At 52.4% G+C, this 20,682-nt stretch carries 19 protein-coding genes and 1 tRNA gene; 11 read left to right on the top strand and 9 right to left on the bottom strand.

Annotation, left to right across the window (positions count from 1 at the left end; translation table 11 throughout):
- Positions 1-19: 19 nt before the first annotated feature.
- The 3 genes from RV1423_RS22310 to recQ are packed head-to-tail and all read left to right on the top strand — an operon-like array spanning position 20 to position 3,607.
- The gene (locus RV1423_RS22310; RefSeq protein WP_034301575.1) at positions 20-874 is read left to right on the top strand and encodes an undecaprenyl-diphosphate phosphatase; all 855 of its coding nucleotides are present in this window, start codon (positions 20-22) and stop codon (positions 872-874) included.
- A gap of 15 nt (positions 875-889) precedes the next feature.
- Positions 890-1,762, top strand: coding sequence for an undecaprenyl-diphosphate phosphatase (locus RV1423_RS22315; protein WP_034301578.1), 873 nt, complete (start codon positions 890-892; stop codon positions 1,760-1,762).
- On the top strand, positions 1,763-3,607 hold the full coding sequence (recQ, locus tag RV1423_RS22320) for a DNA helicase RecQ (protein WP_034301581.1): 1,845 nt from the start codon (positions 1,763-1,765) through the stop codon (positions 3,605-3,607).
- A 27-nt stretch (positions 3,608-3,634) separates the two neighbouring features.
- On the opposite strand, the gene trmB is transcribed toward recQ, so the two are convergent.
- The 5 genes from trmB to RV1423_RS29280 all read right to left on the bottom strand — a co-directional run bounded on the left by trmB (position 3,635) and on the right by RV1423_RS29280 (position 8,122).
- Positions 3,635-4,351: a tRNA (guanosine(46)-N7)-methyltransferase TrmB gene (gene trmB, locus RV1423_RS22325; RefSeq protein ID WP_034301584.1), complete on the bottom strand. Its 717-nt coding sequence runs from the start codon at positions 4,349-4,351 to the stop codon at positions 3,635-3,637.
- A gap of 92 nt (positions 4,352-4,443) precedes the next feature.
- Positions 4,444-4,517: transfer RNA gene (locus RV1423_RS22330), tRNA-Gly, on the bottom strand.
- 405 nt (positions 4,518-4,922) lie between these two features.
- Complete coding sequence (locus RV1423_RS30965) at positions 4,923-5,000, bottom strand: hypothetical protein (RefSeq protein WP_373419978.1); 78 nt, start codon at positions 4,998-5,000, stop codon at positions 4,923-4,925.
- Between the two features lie 301 nt (positions 5,001-5,301).
- The gene (locus RV1423_RS22335) at positions 5,302-7,203 is read right to left on the bottom strand and encodes an AAA family ATPase (protein ID WP_034301587.1); all 1,902 of its coding nucleotides are present in this window, start codon (positions 7,201-7,203) and stop codon (positions 5,302-5,304) included.
- Positions 7,204-7,276: 73 nt separating this feature from the next.
- Positions 7,277-8,122: a hypothetical protein gene (locus tag RV1423_RS29280; RefSeq protein WP_231502480.1), complete on the bottom strand. Its 846-nt coding sequence runs from the start codon at positions 8,120-8,122 to the stop codon at positions 7,277-7,279.
- Positions 8,123-8,728: 606 nt separating this feature from the next.
- Here RV1423_RS29280 and RV1423_RS22340 point away from each other — a divergent pair.
- The 3 genes from RV1423_RS22340 (at position 8,729) to RV1423_RS22350 (ending at position 11,122) form a co-directional block, all read left to right on the top strand.
- Entirely contained in the window at positions 8,729-9,211 is a 483-nt protein-coding gene (locus tag RV1423_RS22340) for a molybdopterin-dependent oxidoreductase (protein ID WP_051516853.1), read from the top strand.
- Positions 9,208-9,810, top strand: a complete 603-nt coding sequence (locus RV1423_RS22345) for a hypothetical protein (RefSeq protein ID WP_034301593.1) — start codon at positions 9,208-9,210, stop codon at positions 9,808-9,810. Before RV1423_RS22340 ends, RV1423_RS22345 begins: the two co-directional genes overlap by 4 nt.
- Positions 9,811-9,880: 70 nt before the next feature.
- Complete coding sequence (locus tag RV1423_RS22350) at positions 9,881-11,122, top strand: sensor histidine kinase KdpD (RefSeq protein WP_197034988.1); 1,242 nt, start codon at positions 9,881-9,883, stop codon at positions 11,120-11,122.
- Here the strand turns inward: RV1423_RS22350 and RV1423_RS22355 are convergent.
- Positions 11,100-11,903, bottom strand: a complete 804-nt coding sequence (locus RV1423_RS22355; RefSeq protein ID WP_034301599.1) for a helix-turn-helix domain-containing protein — start codon at positions 11,901-11,903, stop codon at positions 11,100-11,102. The two genes, RV1423_RS22350 and RV1423_RS22355, sit on opposite strands and share 23 nt — an antisense overlap.
- Before the next feature lie 272 nt (positions 11,904-12,175).
- Here RV1423_RS22355 and RV1423_RS22360 point away from each other — a divergent pair, with 272 nt between their 5' ends.
- Together RV1423_RS22360 and arfB are read left to right on the top strand one after the other, a co-directional pair.
- Positions 12,176-12,544 carry a hypothetical protein gene (locus RV1423_RS22360; protein ID WP_034301602.1) on the top strand — a complete coding sequence of 123 codons (369 nt, stop codon included), beginning with the start codon at positions 12,176-12,178 and terminating at the stop codon, positions 12,542-12,544.
- Positions 12,545-12,693: 149 nt separating this feature from the next.
- Positions 12,694-13,116 carry an alternative ribosome rescue aminoacyl-tRNA hydrolase ArfB gene (arfB, locus tag RV1423_RS22365; protein WP_051516854.1) on the top strand — a complete coding sequence of 141 codons (423 nt, stop codon included), beginning with the start codon at positions 12,694-12,696 and terminating at the stop codon, positions 13,114-13,116.
- 109 nt (positions 13,117-13,225) lie between these two features.
- Here the strand turns inward: arfB and RV1423_RS22370 are convergent, their stop codons facing one another.
- Positions 13,226-14,908 carry a 2-isopropylmalate synthase gene (locus tag RV1423_RS22370; protein ID WP_034301605.1) on the bottom strand — a complete coding sequence of 561 codons (1,683 nt, stop codon included), beginning with the start codon at positions 14,906-14,908 and terminating at the stop codon, positions 13,226-13,228.
- 277 nt (positions 14,909-15,185) lie between these two features.
- Here RV1423_RS22370 and RV1423_RS22375 point away from each other — a divergent pair, with 277 nt between their 5' ends.
- Entirely contained in the window at positions 15,186-15,998 is an 813-nt protein-coding gene (locus RV1423_RS22375; RefSeq protein ID WP_034301608.1) for a helix-turn-helix domain-containing protein, read from the top strand.
- Between the two features lie 125 nt (positions 15,999-16,123).
- On the opposite strand, the gene RV1423_RS22380 is transcribed toward RV1423_RS22375, so the two are convergent.
- Positions 16,124-16,462, bottom strand: a complete 339-nt coding sequence (locus RV1423_RS22380) for a helix-turn-helix domain-containing protein (RefSeq protein WP_034301610.1) — start codon at positions 16,460-16,462, stop codon at positions 16,124-16,126.
- Positions 16,463-16,622: 160 nt separating this feature from the next.
- Here RV1423_RS22380 and RV1423_RS22385 point away from each other — a divergent pair, with 160 nt between their 5' ends.
- Complete coding sequence (locus RV1423_RS22385) at positions 16,623-16,991, top strand: hypothetical protein (RefSeq protein ID WP_155835220.1); 369 nt, start codon at positions 16,623-16,625, stop codon at positions 16,989-16,991.
- Positions 16,992-17,069: 78 nt separating this feature from the next.
- Here the strand turns inward: RV1423_RS22385 and RV1423_RS22390 are convergent, their stop codons facing one another.
- Positions 17,070-17,516 (bottom strand): SRPBCC family protein, encoded by a 447-nt coding sequence (locus tag RV1423_RS22390; RefSeq protein ID WP_034301616.1) that lies wholly within the window; start codon positions 17,514-17,516, stop codon positions 17,070-17,072.
- Positions 17,517-18,197: 681 nt separating this feature from the next.
- Between RV1423_RS22390 and RV1423_RS28680 the strand changes: the two genes are divergently transcribed.
- A complete protein-coding gene (locus RV1423_RS28680) occupies positions 18,198-20,672 on the top strand; it encodes an EAL domain-containing protein (protein ID WP_051516855.1) in 2,475 nt (824 codons plus the stop codon).
- Positions 20,673-20,682: the final 10 nt, after the last annotated feature.

Genomic DNA, 20,682 nt, shown 5'->3' on the forward strand with positions numbered 1-20,682 from the left:
ACACACTTACTCCCTCAGCATGGACACAATTCTCGCGCTCAAAGCGCTCATCATGGGCATCGTAGAAGGCCTGACCGAATTTCTGCCAATTTCTTCCACCGGACACCTGATTCTCGCCGGCAGCCTGCTCAGCTTCGCCGGCCCCACCTTCCCCAAAGAGAAAGTCGACGTTTTCGAGATCGTCATCCAGGCCGGCGCCATCCTCGCCGTCTGCTGGGAATACCGCGCGCGCATCGCCGCGGTGCTGGCCGGCCTGTTTTCCGACCGCAAGGCGCAACGCCTGGTGATCAACCTGATCATCGCCTTCCTGCCGGCGGCGGTGCTCGGCTTCCTGTTCAGCAAAAAGATCAAGGCGGTGCTGTTCGCCCCCGTACCGGTGGCGATCGCCTTCATCGTCGGCGGCCTGATCATCCTCTGGGTGGAACGCCACAACAAAGACCGCATGAGCTTTTCCTACACGCGCATCGACTCGGTCGACGACATGACGCCGCTGGACGCCTTCAAGGTCGGCTGCGCCCAGGCATTCGCGCTGATCCCCGGCACCAGCCGTTCCGGCGCGACGATCATCGGCGGCATGATGTTCGGCCTGTCGCGCAAGGCAGCCACCGAGTTTTCGTTCTTCCTGGCGATCCCGACGCTGTTCGCCGCCACTATTTATTCGCTGTACAAGGAGCGCGCCCTGCTGAGCGCCGCCGACGCACCCTTGTTCACGGTCGGCACCGCGGCCGCTTTCGTCTCGGCTTTCCTGTGCGTACGCTGGCTGCTGCGCTACATCAGCTCGCATGACTTCACCGTGTTTGCCTGGTACCGTATCCTGTTCGGCCTGGTGATCCTCGGCACCGCCTACACCGGCGTGGTCGCCTGGGTGGAATAAGTCAAAGGAACAATCATGGCAAATGCATGCAGCGCCGGTCTGGATATCGGTTTCGCGTCTCTCGACTACTTGCAGATCGGTTTCCTCGGCATCATCCAGGGCATCACCGAACTGTTGCCGATTTCATCGACCGCGCACATGCGCATCGTGCCGGCGGTGCTGGGCTGGCACGATCCGGGCTCGGCGTTTTCGGCGGCGATGCAACTGGCGGCGCTGGCCGCCGTGGTCAGCTACTTCTGGCGCGACGTCAGCGCGGTGACCGGCGGCAGTATCGCCGCGTGGAAACGGCGCGATTTCAACAACCCCATGTTCCGCCTCGCGGTCGCCATCGTGCTGGCGACCATTCCGATCGGCATCGCCGGACTCGCCCTGTCGCATGTATTGAACGCCTGCGGTTCGCCGCTGCGCGGCCTGTCGGTGATCGGCTGGTCGTGCATCGCCATGGCGATCCTGCTGGCGATCGCCGAACTGGCCTGCCGCCACCGCCGCAGCGTCGGCGACATGCGCTTGCGCGACGCGCTGATCGTCGGCATCGCCCAGGTCGGCGCGTTGATCCCCGGCGTGTCGCGCTCGGGATCGACGCTGACGGCGGCGCTGTTCCTCAATTTCAAGCGCGAAGAAGCCGCGCGCTTTTCCTTCCTGCTGGGTTTGCCGGCGATCGCGCTGGCCGGGCTGAAAGAACTGGCGGTGCTGCTGCATGCGCATATCCCCTTGCAAGCCTGGTCGCTGCTGCTGTTCGGCCTGGTGGTGGCGAGCGTGTCGGCATTTTGCGCGATCTGGGGTTTGATGAAATTCCTCGAACGTTTCTCGACCTGGCCTTTCATCGTCTACCGCGCCGCGCTCGGCGTGTTTTTGCTGGTCGCGGTCAGCAAGGGATACCTGCAATAAATGTCAAAAATCGTGTCAGAGCGCGTTCAGGGGCAGCAGGGCAAGGCACTGCACATACTCGAAACCGTATTCGGCTACTCCTCGTTCCGCGGCCAGCAGGCCGACATCGTCCAGCATGTGGTGCAGGGCGGCGACGCACTGGTGCTGATGCCGACCGGCGGCGGCAAGTCGCTCTGCTACCAGGTGCCAGCGCTGGTGCGCGACGGCGTCGGCGTGGTGGTGTCGCCGCTGATCGCCCTGATGCAGGACCAGGTCGACGCGCTGGCCGAAGTCGGCGTGCGCGCCGCCTTCCTCAATTCCACCCAGACCTTCGACGAAGCGATGCAGATCGAACGGCGCGTGCGCAGCGGCGACCTCGACGTGCTGTACGTCGCGCCGGAACGCCTGATGACGCCGCGTTGCCTGGAGTTGCTGGAAGCCGCCCACATCGCGCTGTTCGCCATCGACGAGGCGCATTGCGTATCGCAATGGGGCCACGACTTCCGTCCTGAATACATCAAGCTGTCGGTGCTGCACGAGCGCTTCCCCGACGTGCCGCGCATCGCGCTGACCGCGACCGCCGACCAGCAGACCCGCGAAGAAATCATCCGCCGCCTGCAGCTCGAAGACGCGCGCCAGTTCGTCTCCTCGTTCGACCGCCCCAACATCCGCTACCAGATCGTCGAAAAAGCCAACGGCCGCAAGCAACTGCTCGACTTCATCGAGAGCGAGCATGCCGACGACGCGGGCGTCGTCTACTGCCTGTCGCGCAAGAAGGTCGAAGAGACCGCTGAATTCCTCGTGCAGAACGGCATCAACGCGCTGCCGTATCACGCCGGCATGGACTACGCCAAGCGCAGCGCCAACCAGGCGCGCTTCCTGCGCGAAGACAAGATCGTCATGGTCGCCACCATCGCCTTCGGCATGGGCATCGACAAGCCCGACGTGCGCTTCGTCGCCCACCTCGACCTGCCCAAGAGCATCGAAGGCTATTACCAGGAAACCGGCCGCGCCGGCCGCGACGGCCTCCCCGCCAACGCCTGGATGGCCTACGGCTTGCAGGACGTGGTGCAGCAGCGCCGCATGATCGCCGAGTCGGAAGCCGACGACACCTTCAAGCGCGTGCTCGGCGTCAAGCTCGACGCCATGCTCGGCCTGTGCGAAACCCTGCATTGCCGGCGCGTGCGCCTGCTCGACTATTTCGGCCAGCACGGACAAACGGCCTGCGGCAACTGCGACATCTGCCTGACCCCACCGGTATCGTTCGACGGCACGGTCATGGTGCAAAAGCTGCTGTCCACCGTCTATCGCGTCGAGCAGCGCTTCGCGCCTGGTCATGTGCTGGAAGTATTGCGCGGCATCGATACCGACAAGGTCAAGCAATGGCGCCACGACCAGTTGTCGGTCTTCGGCATCGGCAGCGAGCAGGGCGAAGCCGAATGGCGTGCGGTGCTGCGCCAGGTCATCGCGCTCGGCCTGCTCACCGTCGACCATGAGAACTACAGCGCGCTCAAGCTGACCGAAGAAGCGCGTCCGGTGCTGCGCGGCGAACAAAAGATCCAGTTGCGCCAGTACCAGAAGCCGGTCAAGCAAAAGCGCACTTCGTCCAGGTCCAACTACGTCGAAACCGGCCTCACCGCCGAAGAACAAGTCATCTTCGACAAACTGCGCTGGTGGCGCGTCGAGACCGCGCGCAAGCACAACGTGCCGGCCTACGTCATCTTCCACGACGCCACCATGCGCGAAATCGCCAAGGCCAGACCGTCGTCGCTCGACGACCTGCGCGGCGTGACCGGCGTTGGCGAAAAGAAACTCGACACCTACGGCGCCGAGATCATCAGCCTGATTCAGGAATTGTCCGCGTGACCTGCTCTGCAGCAGGCGGCGCTATGATCAGATTTTGGTGAACACCAGATCCCACACGCCGTGGCCCAGCCGCAGGCCGCGGTTCTCGAACTTGGTCACAGGACGGTAATCGGGACGCGGCGCATACCCCTCGGCGGCGTCCGCCGTATTCTTCAAAGCCGGCTCCGCGCTCAGCACCTCCAGCATCTGCACCGCATACTCTTCCCAATCGGTCGCGCAATGCAGATAACCGCCCGGCGCAATGCGCGACGCCAGCAAGCTCACCAGCGGCCCCTGGATCAGGCGGCGCTTGTTGTGGCGCGCCTTGTGCCAGGGATCGGGGAAGAACACATGCACGCCCGCCAACGATCCCGGCGCGATCATGTTGGTCAGCACTTCCACCGCGTCATGCTGGATCAGGCGCATATTGGTCAGGCTCTGCTCGCCGATCTGCTTGAGCAGACTGCCCACGCCCGGCGTGTGTACTTCGACGCCGATGAAATTCTTCTCCGGCATGTCCGCCGCAATCTTCGCACTGGTGTCGCCCATGCCGAAACCGATCTCGAACACCGTCGGCGCAGCGCGTCCGAAAGCCGCATCGATATCCAGCGTCTCCTTCGCATACGGCAACAGGAACTGCGGACCGAGCTCCTCAATGGCGCGCGCCTGCGCCCCGGACAAGCGCCCGGCACGCGTGACGAAGCTGCGGATGCGATGTTCGGTCGGATCGTAAAAAAGCGGTTTGCCGGACTTGTTTTCTGACATGAATGACTCTGAAGCGGTGAATCGGGAGGCGGAATGTGTTGTTATGGAGTGTCAGTAAGGCAGCCGGGAAATCGCCCGGCGCCTTAGCACTCTGGAGCGGGTGAAGGGGATCGAACCCTCGTCGTAAGCTTGGGAAGCTTCTGCTCTACCATTGAGCTACACCCGCGTTGGGTACGGATTATACCGGGTTACGGGTGGTTATTTCTGACGTTGGAAATTGCTGGGGGCGTTACTGGTATGGCCGTGCGCCATTGAAAATAAAGTTGGCGATGTACTTTCAGCTACAACGCAAACGTTCATATCGTTTTGTTTTTCCGACGTGAAACGTACGCGCCGGTATCTTTTTTATTGTATTTATTTTTTTATTAAGTAAGTAATAATACAAAAAAGAAATGAATCGTTGGTACTGACGGATTCATATTATGGAGGGGGAAATGCAACAAGTCCTTAGGCGCAAAGAAAAGCTGTCTATATATCTAGCCAAGACTTCCGTCATTTCCGACAGTCAACTCATAAAACTAGAAAACGCCAAGAATCCTGTTTCTCTTCGAATGGCAGATGGATCGGCAACTCACAATACATATTTAGGGTCTTGAATTATCACTTCTTCGACAGATTTTCTCGCATGCTTCCCAAATGAAATATCCATATATCCCCTTTGTTTGAAATTTGAGATCTACTTTTCATAAACTTATGTTTTTTATATTAGCCCAGATAGAAATTACCTCGTTGAAACCTTGGTCAAATATAAAATCAATAACCAGAATACTTTGTTGTCAATTCCAGATTTCTCGATGATGGTACCCCCCCTCCACGGTCACGAAGGAAATCACATGCAGGCATCAAATAGATTAATGAGCCCATAACCATGTTGTGCCCGCACTCGAAAATCATCCATTGTTAATTCCTGTGCTTCATATAACTACATCACGAACTTCCAGAGAATACGATTATGCGTGTGCCAACTTATATATATGATCCAATACAAGTTGGTATTCATCTAAAATTTCGCTGGCCAGTAGATTGTCGAAAAGAAGTGCTTTACTTTGGTTTAAAACACGGGGTTTTTCTTCGAGTTGGACTTTTGAATTAATCCATTTCTCAATGGCATGTAGCTTCCCTTTTCGATCGGATAAATCTTGTAGTGTTAGTTCTGGCAAATTTGGAAATTCATTCTTTAGTATTTTCAATTTTTCTATAATAATTTCTGAATTTATAAAATCTTCAGACGTTATAAAACTAGAGTTTCCAGTTAGGTCTTCATAAGTTAACCATTCTCCATACATCTTAGCTTCCATATGTCTCTTCTTTTGCTCTTTCGCAGGAGCATCGGAGTCGGTAACTATTAGCAGTTTTCGTAGTGCAAGCTCAATAAGCGGAGCTATATTTCGAACATCCTTTACACCCTCGGCATGGCAGATGCTGATATTTTTATCGGCTTCAAGGATGTCTTTGTTACTAGCGTGCTGTTTCAAATATTTCTCTTTTGAAATTTGAAATAATTTTTTATCTCTCCAGCCTTCAAACAGCAAATTTTTTGGCTTAAGAATTTCCATCAATGAAAATCCGATAGCTTTGTATATGACTTCCTCGTCCTGGATTTTCGATGTTTCAGCATCACTTAGTGTAGTAATTTCTTCTTTTTTCTCGACTATCAAATGTCTACCAATGTTTTCTTTATCAATCATAAAGATTGAGTGAGTGCTATACACTACATAATTCGATTGAGAGATTTTTATCAATTCTCCCATAAGATTTCTGGCGCCAGTGGGGTGCAAACCGATTTCTGGTTCGTCAATAAGAATTAATGTATTTGATATTTTCTTTGTGCTTACTTTAGTTGAAATTAGCAACAAGAAACTGATGAATCGTTTAAACGCTTCGCTTCTTTGCAAGAAATCAAAGTTGATTTTTTGATCTTTTACTATCGGAAGAATCAATCCTCCATCTGGATGAAATTCAATAGATATATCCTTGTGATCCTTCCAAACAGAGCGAACATATGAGGTAGTTTTTTGGCTAACATTTTGCAGCAGATTTAGTAAATTTTGTCGAGTTTTTTGCCTGGCTTTTTGTAGTACTTCGCCAGGATTTGCGTAGCCAGCCATTTCAAAACAATTTTTTAGCGGGATGCAACTATCTGGATTCGATTGAAACGATTCCATATCGACTTGGCCAGGAAGGAGATTCTGTTCTTCATAACGCCAATATAAACACTCAGGCAATTGAGCCGCTACCATTTTCCCAATTTCACGACCGATCTCTGTTTCAATATCGTCGAATAACAAATCAGTGAATTCGGTCGGAGAGGCTAGTTCAGATTTCGAATGAAAGAAAATGGGAGAATTTTCGAGTGTACTGTCATTGTCCGAAGTAGTATTTCTCTTCCTCCAGCCATCATGAATTTTAATTTCCGAATTGTAAGTAGAGTAGAACGAGCTGTATCTCTTTGAATTAATAATATCAACTAAATAGAGACCATCCCCGCTTTTTAGATCACAGAACTCCTTAAGCGTCAGAGTTCTTCCTTCAAAAATAATAATAGGATTGACCAAATCCTTGGTGTTAAATTTTATGGCAACAAGTTCGTAAACTTTTCTAATCTCTTCTTCCGTTAAACTAAACCTAAAAAAGACATCACTATCTTGTATTGGTTCTTCATCATTTTTTTCAACTCGTTTATCTGCGACGTCAATTTTTTCTTCCTTGGAAAGAAGTGCTAGTGCTTTCAGGACATTAGATTTTCCTGATTCATTTATGCCGACGAGTACTCGAGCTCGATCCTGTGTAAATTGAATGTGCTCATATTTAATAGAGCGAAAATTATGGATACTTACGGATGTTAGTTGCATATTTCCCCCAATTAATTTTCAATCTGCGAATTTTCAATCTTTGTGAAATATGTATATTTCACACTACTTTTGTTTAATGGATTAATTTGTAGAGATAACCGGAAGAAAATGCCCATCCCAATCCGAGGAAAAAAATGACAAAAAATGTATTTCCTATAGTGCTAAAACGTTCTGTGATTAATGCTAATCTCATCCAAAATCGACCGTCAGCATTTCGTGTATTGGAAAGTGACACATAGAAGACGCACTGCAATAGAGAAATTACTGAGCAAATTAAAATACATAAAAACGCAGTCATATCAAACAAGAGCCAAGACACATATTCATTGCCCAATGCCTTAAAAAATGAAAACGCTCCTGTAAGAACGAGATTCAAACTCAACGGGCCATTATCCAATAAATCATGGGCATATTTAACGACGGTTGGATTGATTGCTCTGTAGGCCATATCCGTCAACCAAAAGCAAATTATAGATACTAGCGATGGAAAAATGGCATGCAACCACCATTGTTGATTTGTGAATTGTCCTGTAACGACGGCAAGGATTGACGCTGTCACAGAAAACATTGCAACAGCTAAGATGAAGAAGGAGAGTAAATTCGCAATTTGAGGTAAAAAGGCTGAGAACAAAAATAACACGACAAGCAGAAAAATGCCGCCGAAGATCAGTAGTTCTCCTGAGCTGCCGTTTGATTTCGACGACTGTGGAGCATGATAGTGATGGTGGTGAATATCACGAGTAGGGCGCTCCAGTCGATCCCAAATTTCCTTGGGTGACTTACGACTAATTCCGCTGTCTGGTGGCAGTCTCTTCCCTAAACTAGAGAAAATGACTGCGACAATAAAACCAACTAATGGACCGCCGACATAAGCTTCAAAATGAGCGTTCCCTAATACATTCCCTAATGCTTCCAACATATGCACGACCTTTCGATAGTTTTGGTTATTGTTAGATTCCTCTGGTTATGACCGCTTTTTCTGTGGTGTCCGGAGGTGAAAAGCGTAAAAGCATTTTGCAAGGAAAGATTGTAAGGCAAGTAGAAGAAGAAAATAAACAATTCAATTTTTTCAGCATTCATTCTTTATCACAACGCTATTCTCTTGAAGCTCATCATATAGCGATGTGAAGTGCGAGAATCAGCGAGGGAAAATAAGTGGCAATCGAACGGGTCTCTTTTGTATCGCGACAGTCTTGATTCGAGTCTATTGGGTACCAGAAAATTCATTGCTATTGTGTGCCCATAGTACGAATGAAATGTCCTCAATGGACTTGATCAAGTGTATGCGCTTCATGTTAAAGCGTCGCACATACTACGCAACTGGATGCCCAGCTTGTGTACAAATGTGCATCTCTACCCGGTATAATTTTTGTCCGCCGCGCATTACATGAAACAGCTTTCTCCTTCATTAATTTCTCCCACCAGAAATGCCCTTGAATAAATTCACCTTCCGAAAATTACAGCCCACCGTTACACCAGAGATTTACGACATTCGCTTCTCTTGCGTAGAACAGGGCCGTTCATCATGAAGCACTTCATCGCCGCTATATTGTTGGCTTTCAGTTCTAGTCTTGCCTTTGGTGCAGAGCTGGTTTTGGATGTGTCGGGAAAAATAACGAATTACACCGATCAAAAAAGCAAGCTCTACCATTTCAACGAGCGTGATCTGCTCTCCATGAAGAAATACAGTATTCGCACTTCCACGAACTGGACTGGTGTCGAAAAGTTTGACGGGTTCTTGCTTGCAGATCTATTGGACAAGGTTGGTGCAACTGGCAGCAACCTGGAAATCCATTGCCTGGACGGCTATCAATACACGATTCCTGTTTCGGACGTCGCGCGCTACAAGCTCATTCTTGCGTATGAACGTCAAGGAAAGCGTATGGGCGTCAAAGAATTGGGGCCGCTTGGATTGATCTATCCCAAAGATCAATATCCGGCAGAATTAAATAATGCCGCCACCGATGCAAAATTCACCTGGCAAGTATCGAAAATCATCGTCAAATGACACTTAATCTCTTCAAGAAAAAAGGCATCGTTGCTGCTTACTACCTATTCACGATCAGTACGGTATTTGTCGTGCTTGTCAATTTTTGTTCGGCCACAAAATTCTTCCCTTCATTGGATAGCTATTCGACGATTGAGCAGATGCATCTCCCGCTTGAGCAATTTTTCTTTGCCGTAGTCAGTGACCGAGAAAAAGACAAGCAAGAGATTGAAACCAAGTTCAACATTTTTTACTCGAGATTCGCGCTTCATGCCTACGATTCTCCACGCAGTCACGACTTTATGAAAAGCAAAGAGTATCGCGACGTAATGGCGACGCTTATTCAGGATGTGGATTTTTTCCAAAAAAATATTGCGACGTTAAGAGACCTTGCAGTACCAGAAAAATCACAGATCATTGAGAAGATGTTAGGCATGCGAAGCATGATGTTCAATCTGAGCAATATCGTGTACGAGATACAAATAGAGCAATATCAAAAGACGCTCGATCACTTATTTTGGAACAGGTTGGCGTTGGCTATTTACATTGCCGCGGTTGTTTGTTCTGGCGTATTGTTATGCATCGGTATGCGGCACAAATCATCATCAAATGATCTTTAATTTTCTTAAGAAGAAAAGCGTTGTCGTTGTTTATTGCCTGTTTGCGGCCATCTCCAGCACGATATTTGTCGTGCTCATCAATCTTTTATCTGCAACGAAGTCTCTGCCGGAATTAGATAACTATTCTGCGATTCACCAAATGCACGTCACGCTTGAGCAATTTTTCTTCGCAATGGCCAGTGGACAAGAAAAAGACAAACGAGACATTCAAGAAAAGTTCGACATCTTTTACTCAAAATTCGTGCTCCAGGCCTACGAGTCTCCGCGCAGCCACGATTTTCTAAAGGGCAAAGCATATCGGGACGTGATGGCTGCACTTATTCAGGATGTGGAATTTTTCCAGAAAAATATGAGTCCCTTGGGAAGCGTCACAGCGGAAGAAAAAACTAAGATCATTGAAGAGATATTGGCCATGCGAGGGAGGATGCTCAATTTAAGCAATGTGGCGTATGAGACGCAAATAAATCAATACCAGGGAACACTTAATCATCTGTTCTGGAACAGGGCGATGGCATTGGCGATCTATGTTGTGACCGTCATATGTTCGGGGATATTGCTATTCGTAGGCATGCGCTATAAGCAGATTGCGAAAGAGTCGGCCGAGACTGTGCGAATGAAAAACCTCTTCGTTTCCGCCGTCAATCATGAGTTGCGCCCACCGATTCAATCATTGGTCCATGCAGCAAAAGCCTTGTCGATGAAGGTAAGCGAAAAGGACACCGTACTCATTGACATTCTGAATCGTGCGACCGAGAAGATCGTTTTGAAGATGCGGGAATTTGGTGACTACTCGCGACTGGAAATCAACAAAATAGAGACCTCGAATGAAAAATTCCTGGTGTCTGATCTTCTCGATGACGCATCAAAAAATTTTTCTCATGCCGCCACCGCAAAGGGCATCGATTTTAATGTCAAGAATGCTTGCGATGAGGACGAGGTCAATGCTGATCGATTGCACATTCAACAGATATTGGCGCTCCTGATTGGGAATGCCATTAAATTTACCAACGAGGGAGAAATTGTCGTATCGGCGATGACCGGGAAAAAGAATGGACGTGATGTGCTTGTGTTCGATATTGCTGATACGGGCGTGGGCATTGGTGTCTCTGATTTGTCCAAGATATTTGATCCGTTTTTTCAGATCAATAACAATCTAAACAATGCCGGAAGCGGCCTCGGGCTGACGATGGTGAAACAAATGACCACCTTGTTAAAGGGAGATATTTCTGTGAGAAGCAAGGAAGGTAAGGGCACGACCTTCACTGTGCAGATTCCCGTAGGTTTCTTGACTAAGAAAAAAACAGACGTTTAAAAAATATCGTCACCAGAATTTCTGACAGGGCAGGCTTCTCACACACCGTGACGTCATACGCGCGCATCATGTAAGCAAGCTCAGAGTCTTTGACGACGCCGGTTCTGATTTCTCCGGTGAGAATCACAATCAGCAATTCTTTGGAGAGTTCACGAATTTTGCTGACGACTTCTTCCGCCGTTTTACCCGCGCCAAGAACCCAATCCAACAGGTAGGCATCGAAGACTTGCTTTTGAGAAGCAGCCAATATTTCTGTCGGTTTTTGAAACAATCGCGTTTCAATGCCGTGGTCTTCAAATATGCTGGCGAGGGCTAGCATGCTGTCTTCTTCGTCGTCCAACAGTGCCACGCAGGGTGGTGGCAGCACTTCCATATTCAACACGGCATAGCTTAATTTTCCCTCGGGGACGTCTTTCCCCGGTAGCACATACCATTCGTCGTCATTTTTTGTAATCGCCAGATTTTCGAGGGCGGGCTTAGCGAGAGTTTTACCCAGCCTGACCAAGCATCGTTGTGGAGCCCCTTTGCCCAATAGCACGGCTCTGTGCGCTGAAATTGACGGATCGTGCTCGATCAATGCTGTCAGTGGCTCGTCAAAATAATGACAAATTCTTGTTAGCTGTTCAGTCGTCCATGACTTTCTACCGCTGAATTTTTGCTGCGTGCTGATGTACTGAAGTCCGATGATCTGAGCGACAGTTTTAATGTGCTCACGTTCTGCGACGCCATGTTCCCTAAGTAGCTGATGGATGCGTTCGGTGACGCTGGCAATTTTTTTCATACTGGCAATATTGTGTTATTGACAACTAAAATGAAAGAGAACAACATTGGAACGTTTTTGGAACACTTTAAGAACATAACGCAGGGAAATCGAGTTACGTAAGAATGAGGGATCGTGACTCAGCGTCAGTCCTAAAAACGTAACGATGGAAGTGTACTGGTGATCTGGGGAAACACAAAACTGTGGTCAACACTTCTTGCGACGAAAAATTCGCGGGAGGAAAAATTTGGCGATCTTCACATTGAAACTGTTCTAAATTATAGGAGGGATAAATGGACGAACACATAGATTTAACTTTGGACCTGGCAAGGCTGATGAGATTTACCGGGCGCATTGGCGGCGCCCTTCGTCAATACGGTGATGGTTTGCGGAATGAAGATCAGGAGGTATCAAGAAAATGTCTGCTCCTGTCGAATCTGCTGCTTCATTTCGAACTGCTGGGTATCGATATCCAGAGAGGCGACTCGGCCATACTGGCTGAGACATGTACCGGGTTGGTCAATGTGTGCCAATTCTATGAACGGAAAAATCCCGGCTGCACAGCGTTGATAAATTTGAGCGAAGCACGGGATATTTTCCGGGATATCCAGCTAAAAATATCGCCAAAGATGGCCCACATGACACCTAAATTTCGTACATGAATTGGGGCAAAGAAGGATGAAGACTCTTTCATCGACATAAGGTCATCAATATGATTTCCGGCATGCCGGCGAAAGCGCGAGGTGATGCGTGCGAGGTGATGCACGCCATATTCGCATGCCGTCATCGCGCCAGCCGTTAAAATAGCGCTTTGCCACAACGGGCCGCTGCCATTCTCACACTCTTCATCGCCGACGAAGAAGTCGAACTGACTGCCATCCGCGCACAAGGCGCGGGCGGGCAGAACGTCAACAAGGTATCGAGCGCGATACACCTGCGCTTCGATATCCGCGCTTCGTCCTTGCCGGACGATGTGAAGCAGCGCCTGCTGGCGCTGCGGGATCATCGCGTCAGCAAGGAGGGGGTGATCATCATCAAGGCCCAGGCGCACCGCAGTCAGGAAAAAAACAAGGCGGACGCCTTGCAGCGTTTGCACGAAATGGTAGCGGTTGTCGCCCGGGTGCCGGTAGTGCGCAGGCCGACCCGTCCCACCCGTGGTTCGCAGCGCAGACGGCTGCAAACCAAGACACAGCGCGGCGAGATCAAGTCGATGCGCGGAAAAGTGCGTGATTGACGCCAGCTACCGCCGTCGACAAGGCAAAGCCGGTATGGCTTTTGAGTCTGCTCCGGCTATGCCTAAGCGACAGTCGGCATGCTGAACGCATGTTGAAGGATGCACCCGATCAGCGATCCGCACCCGTTTCGACCGCGTCGGAAAATCTCGCCGTGGCACTGAGTACCGCAAGTACTGACGCGGTAATGATGTTCGGATGTTTTCCCACGCCGAAACGGGAACCCGGCACACCGGGCCACACCGCTTCCACGATCGCCATTGCCGAAGCATCTGCACCCGTGCTGAGGCTGCGCTCCTCGTAGCTGTCGATCCGCAATGGCAGGCCAAGGGCTGCTACCGTTGCCGCGATGGGGCCATTGCCGACGCCCTGGCGCGTATGCACGGTTCCATCCGGCAACGCCAGTTCCAGTTCAATGCCCTGGCCATCAGGCATATCGAACAGACGATGGTGCCGATAGGCATAGCCTCTCCCGTCCTCGGCACGGACAAGATAGGTTTTTTCGAAGACCGCCCAGATCTGCTCGCTGGTCAGTTCAGTCTCGCTGGCATCGGCCAATCGCTGAACGATGGCGCTGAATTCGATCTGCATGCGGCGCGGCATCGCGACGCCGTGTTCGCGTTGCAGGAGAAACGCAATGCCGCCTTTGCCTGACTGGCTGTTGACGCGCACGATGCTGTCGTAGGTGCGTCCCAGGTCGTGCGGGTCAAGCGGCAGATAGGGAACGCGCCAGATCCCGTCGGGGTCTTGTGCGGCAAAGCCTTTGGCGATGGCATCCTGATGCGAACCTGAGAACGCGGTAAACACCAGATCGCCGACGTAGGGATGGCGCGGATGAATAGGCAGGGCGGTGCATTCCTCGGCAATGCGCGCGACCGCGGCAATGTCGGAGAAATCCAGTCCCGGCGCGATGCCCTGCGTATACAGATTCAGCGCCAGCGTCACGACATCCAGGTTGCCGCTACGCTCGCCATTGCCGAACAGGCAGCCTTCGACCCGCTGCGCGCCCGCCAGCATCGCCTGCTCGGCGCATGCTATGCCCGTCCCGCGGTCGTTATGCGGATGCACGGACAGCACGATATGCTCACGGCGCTCCAGTTGGCGATGCATCCATTCGATTTGATCCGCAAAGACATTGGGCGTGGAAACCTCGACCGTCGTGGGGAGATTGACGATCATGGGCCGTTGCGGTCCGGCATCCCATGCCCGGATGGCGGCATTGCACACGGCGAGCGACACTTCCAGCTCCGCCATGCAGAAGGTCTCGGGAGAATATTGGAGCACCCATTCCGTTTGCGGATATTGGGCGATCAGTTTTTTGAACAGGGCGATATGGTGTTCGACCATCTCGATGATCTGCGGCACGCTCATGCCGAAGACGATTTCACGCCATGCCGGTGCGATGGCATTGTAGAAATGTACGATCACTCGGCGCGCACCGTGGACACTGCGTACGGTTTCCTCGATCAGGTCTTCGCGCAATTGGGTCATGACCATGGGGGTCACGTCATCCGGTATGAGATTGGCGTCGATCAAATGACGCACGACTTCGAAGTCGGTTCTGGACGCAGCGGGGAAGCCCACCTCGATTTCCTTGAAACCGATGCGCACCAGTTCGTCGAACAAGCGCAGCTTGCGCTCGCGATTCATCGGCTCAAACAGAGCCTGATTGCCGTCTCGCAGATCGGTCGAAAGCCAGATGGGGGCCTTGCTCAATGTGCGCGACGGCCATTGCCGATCCGGCATGTCGATGATCGGAAACGCACGATATTTGGCGGAGGGATTTGCCAGCATATAAACCTCGAATAGGGGATTAAAAACACCTGATTCCCCTGCTTGGAGGAAGCTGGCCGAGGTCGGGGTCAGGGGGAATCAGGATGGGTCGCGACGCAGTCGAATGCGTCCGGACCCCGACCGGGCATCAGACGTAGCGGCAGTCGCGAAAGAAGCAGGGAAGTGCGCATGAGCGGGTCGTAAGACATGATGTTCTGATGGGAGTATAGGCTTGACCACGATGTCCATCTACATAACAATGGACATATTCTTTATCAAAATGGACATTTGACTCGTCATGGGATTCGCTTCTCCGGCGGAAGGTGCGCGCGCACTCGACCTCAACGATCACGAATCTGCCGACCTGGCCGTTACTGGCGTGGTGACACGATACCCGGCGGGCCATGTGGTGCCTGAGCATTCGCACCGCCGGGGGCATCTGCTTTATGCCGCCGAAGGCGTCCTGCTGGTGGAGGCCGCCACGGGACGCTGGCTCGTTCCCCCCACGGCTGCCGTCTGGTTGCGGCCTGGCATACCGCATCGCCTGGTCGTACCGGTTTCCGCGGAGGTCCACGGCATCTTCATCCACGAAGATTCAGCGAAGCACCTGCCGGCGCAGGACAGTGTTCTCCATGTCTCTCCCTTGTTGCGGGAGCTGATCGGCGCGTTGACCTCCCTGGATCTCAAATCCGCGCATTCAACACGCGAAAAACTTCTGGGAGAGTTGTTCAGAGAGGAATTGGGCTTGCAACGTCCTTTGCCATTTCATCTGCCCTGGCCGTCCGACGCACAAATTCAGCGGGTGTGCCGCACGCTGGTTCACGATCCCGCCCATCCTGCCATGGCAGACGATTGGGCGGCGACGCTGGCCATGAGCGCCAAGACATTCCATCGCCACTTTCAGAAAAGCACGGGACTGACATTCGGACGGTGGCGCCAGCAGATGCGACTGATGTCCTCCATGACCCTTCTCCTCAAAGGCGCGCCCATTACGCAGGTCGCGTTAAGCAGCGGGTATGAGAGTCATAGCGCGTATGCCGTCGCCTTCAAAAAGCACTTCGGACTTCCGCCGAGCGAGTTTTTCGTTTCGGTCGATCGTCCGGGGGCGTGAGGGCTGAGGTGTGCTGTCGATAGAGGATACTTTTTGCGGCGGCTTGTGGTTCCAGGAAATAGAAGCGGCATTCTCAAGCAGAAGCGTCCCAAGCGTACGATGAGCGGTTGAGTTGCGGAGCGAACTCACTTTTTGCTGGCCAGCTTCTTCGCCCATACCTGAAACTGCTCCACCAAGAACAGCCGATCCGCGTCTTTCAACGGCTCCAACTGCGCAATGATGTTGTCTGCCAAGGCAGAAGAATTGGCAGATGCCCCGTCAAACAATCTCCCCAGCGGCACGCCCAATTCGTCCGCAATCTTGTCCAACGTAGGAATTCCCGCAGTAACTACTCCGCGCTCTATACGTGACAGCGATACCGTATCGACTCCTACCGCTTCTGCGACATCGGCCTGAGTGCGTTGCTGCGCCTTGCGTGCAGATGCAATATTTCTACCAATTCGAACCGCAATATCGTTGCTCATGGGACTAGGGCTAATTTGCATATTTGAAGCAACTTATGCTGTCTCACAGCACAGATTTATGTAATATCTCGATATGCCTAGTATAGGCGCTTAATGTTCTATTGTGTTCGCTCAGTTAATTACGCCGTTTCTTACCATTCAACCAAATTAAAGAGGATAAATGAACGAACACATAGATTTAACTTTGGATCTGGCAAGGCTGATGAGATTTACCGGCCGCATTGGCGGCGCCCTTCGTCAATACGGTGATGGTTTGCGGGATGAAGACCAGGAGGTATCAAGAAAATGTCTGCTCCTGTCGAATCTGCTGCTTCATTTCGAACGGCTGGGTATTGATATCCAGAGAGGCGATTCAGCCATACTGGCTGAGACATGTACCGGGTTGGTCAATGTATGCCAATTCTATGAACGGAAAAATCTCGCCTGCACGGCGTTGATAAATCTGAGTGAAGTCAGAAATATTTTCCAGGATATCCAAACAAAGATATCGCCAAAGATGGCACACGTGAGACCTAAATTTCGCACATGAATTGAGGTAAAAAAATATGAAAACTGAATCGCCAACCGTTCGCTGGATTTCAGGATTAGGCCTCAACTCGCCAATCCATCAACCAGGAATCTCGGCCTCCACCAGTTGCCCGAGAAGCACCAGCGACTCCTGCCATCCAAGATAGCAAGCCTCGGGCGGAATGGCTTCCGGTATGCCTTCCTGCACGATGTTGACTTCCGTGCCGCAGGAGACTTTCTGCAAAGTAATTGTCGTCTGCATTTCACCCGCCAGGTTGGGATCGTCGAATTTGTCCGTATGCCGGATGCGTTGGGCGGGGATGAGTTCGAGATACTTGCCTTCGAAGGAATGACTGTTTTTCGTCGAGAAGTTGGTAAACGACATCTTGTAGGTGCCGCCCACCCTGGCGTCGATATGGTGGACCTTGCAGGTGAAGCCGTGCGGCGGAAGCCATTTCGTCAGTGCGTCGGCGTCAAGAAACGCCCGGTAGATTCTCTCCTGGGGTGCGCGGAGCACGCGATGAAGCCGGATTGTGTTCGTCGCCATGATGACTCTTCCTTTCCATGCGATGTGATGACTGACATTGATATGGAGCGCAGTTCCGTCTGGTAACGCCGGCTGCTGCAATATAACCCCACCCCGCTTGAAGATCCGAGACCGGCATGTCGCCTGTGTTGTTTGCAGTGTCTCGATATTGTTTTTATACCGTACCCGATTTCCGTGAAAAGCCGCAAATCGGGATGTATGGCGTGATCATACTCCTGAGGGGCGGGCTGGCTTCGGGGCGCATGGGTGAGTGGTGCTCATGGCCGGTTGCTGAAAATCGTTTATCAATTTTGTGGCGGGGGAGAGACGGATGGGCGGAGGTGATGGCGGTCGCAAGGACGATTGCCCAAAAGCACCGTCGCATAGAGCGTTCCCGGGCGTTTTCGGAATGGCCTCGCTTCCCGGTCCGCCGCCTGATTTTTTGTGGCCGGCTTTGTCAGATTTTTCCTGCTCAGAATCAGCAGAGTCTGATACCCACATGAGGCAAATCAATTTATCCTGAGAAAAATATTGACATAAGCTGCGACACGAAAACGGCAACTTATTCAACGATGAATTCCCGGGGGTAGCGGCAAAAACAGATCAGGGGGAGGGTGCGGTGTTTATCGCGTAGCGCCATCTTTCAGAATGGCTCGGATCGTTCCGCGATTTCCTTCACCCATGCTTAACAGGCAGCAAGATATGAATCATTGTGAACAGCTCATCATGGGCCTTCCGACCAGCTTGATCGTGGTGGATGCAAATTTTCATGTCTTGTCGGTTAATTCCCTGGCGATGGCGATGCTTGGTTTGCGGGGTGGGGATACGCCGCTGGCCAAACCGCTTTCCGCGTTGATCGATAGCAGCGACTTGTTTGACCGGCTGAAACAGGTCCTCGTCACCGGGTCGCCGCTGCATAAACTGCCCGTGCCGTTGTCGATCAATGCCGCCACGCGCCACTTTGAATTCCATGTCGCGCGCACGAGGATGGCGGGGGCGCATATCCTGCTGTTGACGATACAGGATGTCACGGAGCATATCCTTGCACAGGAAAAAATGCGCCGCTTCCGCACGGCCTTGAACAGTTCGGTCGATGCCATCCTGCTCTTCAATCCCGACGACATGCGTATTCTTGACGCCAATGCCACCGCGTCAAGGATATTGGGTTACCGATACGATGAACTTCTGTCGCTGAGCGTGCAGGATCTTCGCCTGGATCTGGACGAGGACGCGGTGGCGAAGGGCGCCTACGCGCAGCTTCAAAGCGACGGCAAATCCATGACGCATGAATGCGTCTATCTGCGCAAGGACGGCGTACACCTGCCGGTCGAGGTTTATCTCAGTTCTCTCCATTCCGACGGCAGGAAAATCATCATCGCAACCGTGCGGGATATCACCCGCCGCGTCCAGGTATCCAACGAACTGGATAAAAGCGAGGCGCGTTTTCGGGTGGCGTTCAATCAGGCCGCGGTCGGGCTGGCGCACGTTGCTCCGGACGGCCGTTGGCTGATGGTCAACCAGAAGCTCTGCGAGATCGCCGGCTATACGGCGCAGGAGCTGCTGCAAATGACGTATCACGATGTCACCCACGCCGATGATCAGGATGGCGATCAGGAATTGGCGCGTCGCATGCTGTCCGGAGAGATTGCCCATTACACCCGGGAAAAGCGGTATCAGCGCAAGGACGGGCGGAACATCTGGGTCAACGTCACCAGTTCCCTGATACGCGATGAAGTCGGGAAGGCCATGTATTACATCACCGTGATCGAGGATATTTCCAGGCGCAAGGGGGTGGAAGATGCTTTGCAATATCTGGCCAATCACGACGCGTTGACCAGTCTTCCCAATCGTTTGCTGTTGCTCAATCGCCTGTCTGAAGCCATTGCGCACGCCGGGCGCCTGGGGCGGTATGTGGCTGTCATGTTCGTTGATCTGGACCGGCTGAAGTTCATCAATGACAGGCTGGGACATGCGGCGGGGGATGAAGTGATTGTCGCGGCGGGGCTTCGGCTGTCGTCCAATCTCAGGGACGGCGATTTCGTTTCCCGCCTGGGAGGCGACGAGTTCGTGGTGGTGCTGGCGGATCTGGAGAAGGTGGAGGGCGTCGGGCTTGCCGCGGCGCGCTTGCTCGAATCCATGTCGCGGCCATTGCACATACTCGAGCAGGAGTTTTTCAGCACCTGCAGCATCGGCATCAGCCTTTATCCCAAGGACGGCATCGATGAACAGACGTTGTTGAAGAACGCGGATACGGCGATGTACCGGGCCAAGGAGGCGGGCGGCAACAATTTCCAGTTCTACACGACAGAGATGATGTCGGATACGGGTTCCATCGACCGCATCATGATAGAAAGCGCGCTGCGCCGCGCGCAGGAACGGGGAGAATTCGTACTCCGCTATCAACCGAAGGTCGATATTCCGTCGGGCAGGATCATCGGCGTGGAAGCATTGTTGCGCTGGATACTGCCGGATCAGTCGCGGGTTTCGCCGGCGGAGTTCATCCCGATTGCGGAAGAGACCGGCCTGATCGTTCCCATCGGCGAATGGGTGTTGCGCACAGCCTGCGCCCAGAACGTGGCCTGGCAGGCCGCCGGGCTGCCGCCCGTCAGAATGGCGGTCAATCTTTCAGCGCGTCAGTTCAAGCAGCAGGATCTTGTACAAATGGTGGCGCGCGTGCTGGAGGAAACCGGCTGCAGCGCCACGCATCTGGAGCTGGAAATCACCGAGAGCGTGGTGATGGACAGGCCCGAGGCGGCAGCGGAAATCATGCGCCAGTTCAGTCATATGGGCGTGCATCTGTCGATCGATGACTTCGGCACCGGCTATTCAAGCCTGAGCTACCTGAAGCGTTTTCCCATCAATACGCTCAAGATCGATCAGTCGTTTGTCAAGGAGATCCCGGGGAACACGGACGATGCGGCCATCGTCAAGGCCGTGATCGCATTGGCGCACAGCTTGAAGCTCAAGGTGATTGCCGAGGGCGTGGAAACCGAATCGCAATTGAATTTCCTACGCAACCAGCGATGCGATGAGATGCAGGGTTACCTCTTCAGCCGTCCGGTGTCTTCCGACGCTTTCGTGCAATTGTTGTTGAACGACGCGGATGTTGTGCCATGGAAGGCGGATAGGTTCACTGGGCGCGGGAAAGACGCGGCAGCGCCTTCGTCTCCTGCGTAGAGAAGAGAGT

This window comes from Herbaspirillum sp. RV1423, assembly GCF_000577615.1.
Taxonomy (GTDB): domain Bacteria; phylum Pseudomonadota; class Gammaproteobacteria; order Burkholderiales; family Burkholderiaceae_D; genus Herbaspirillum.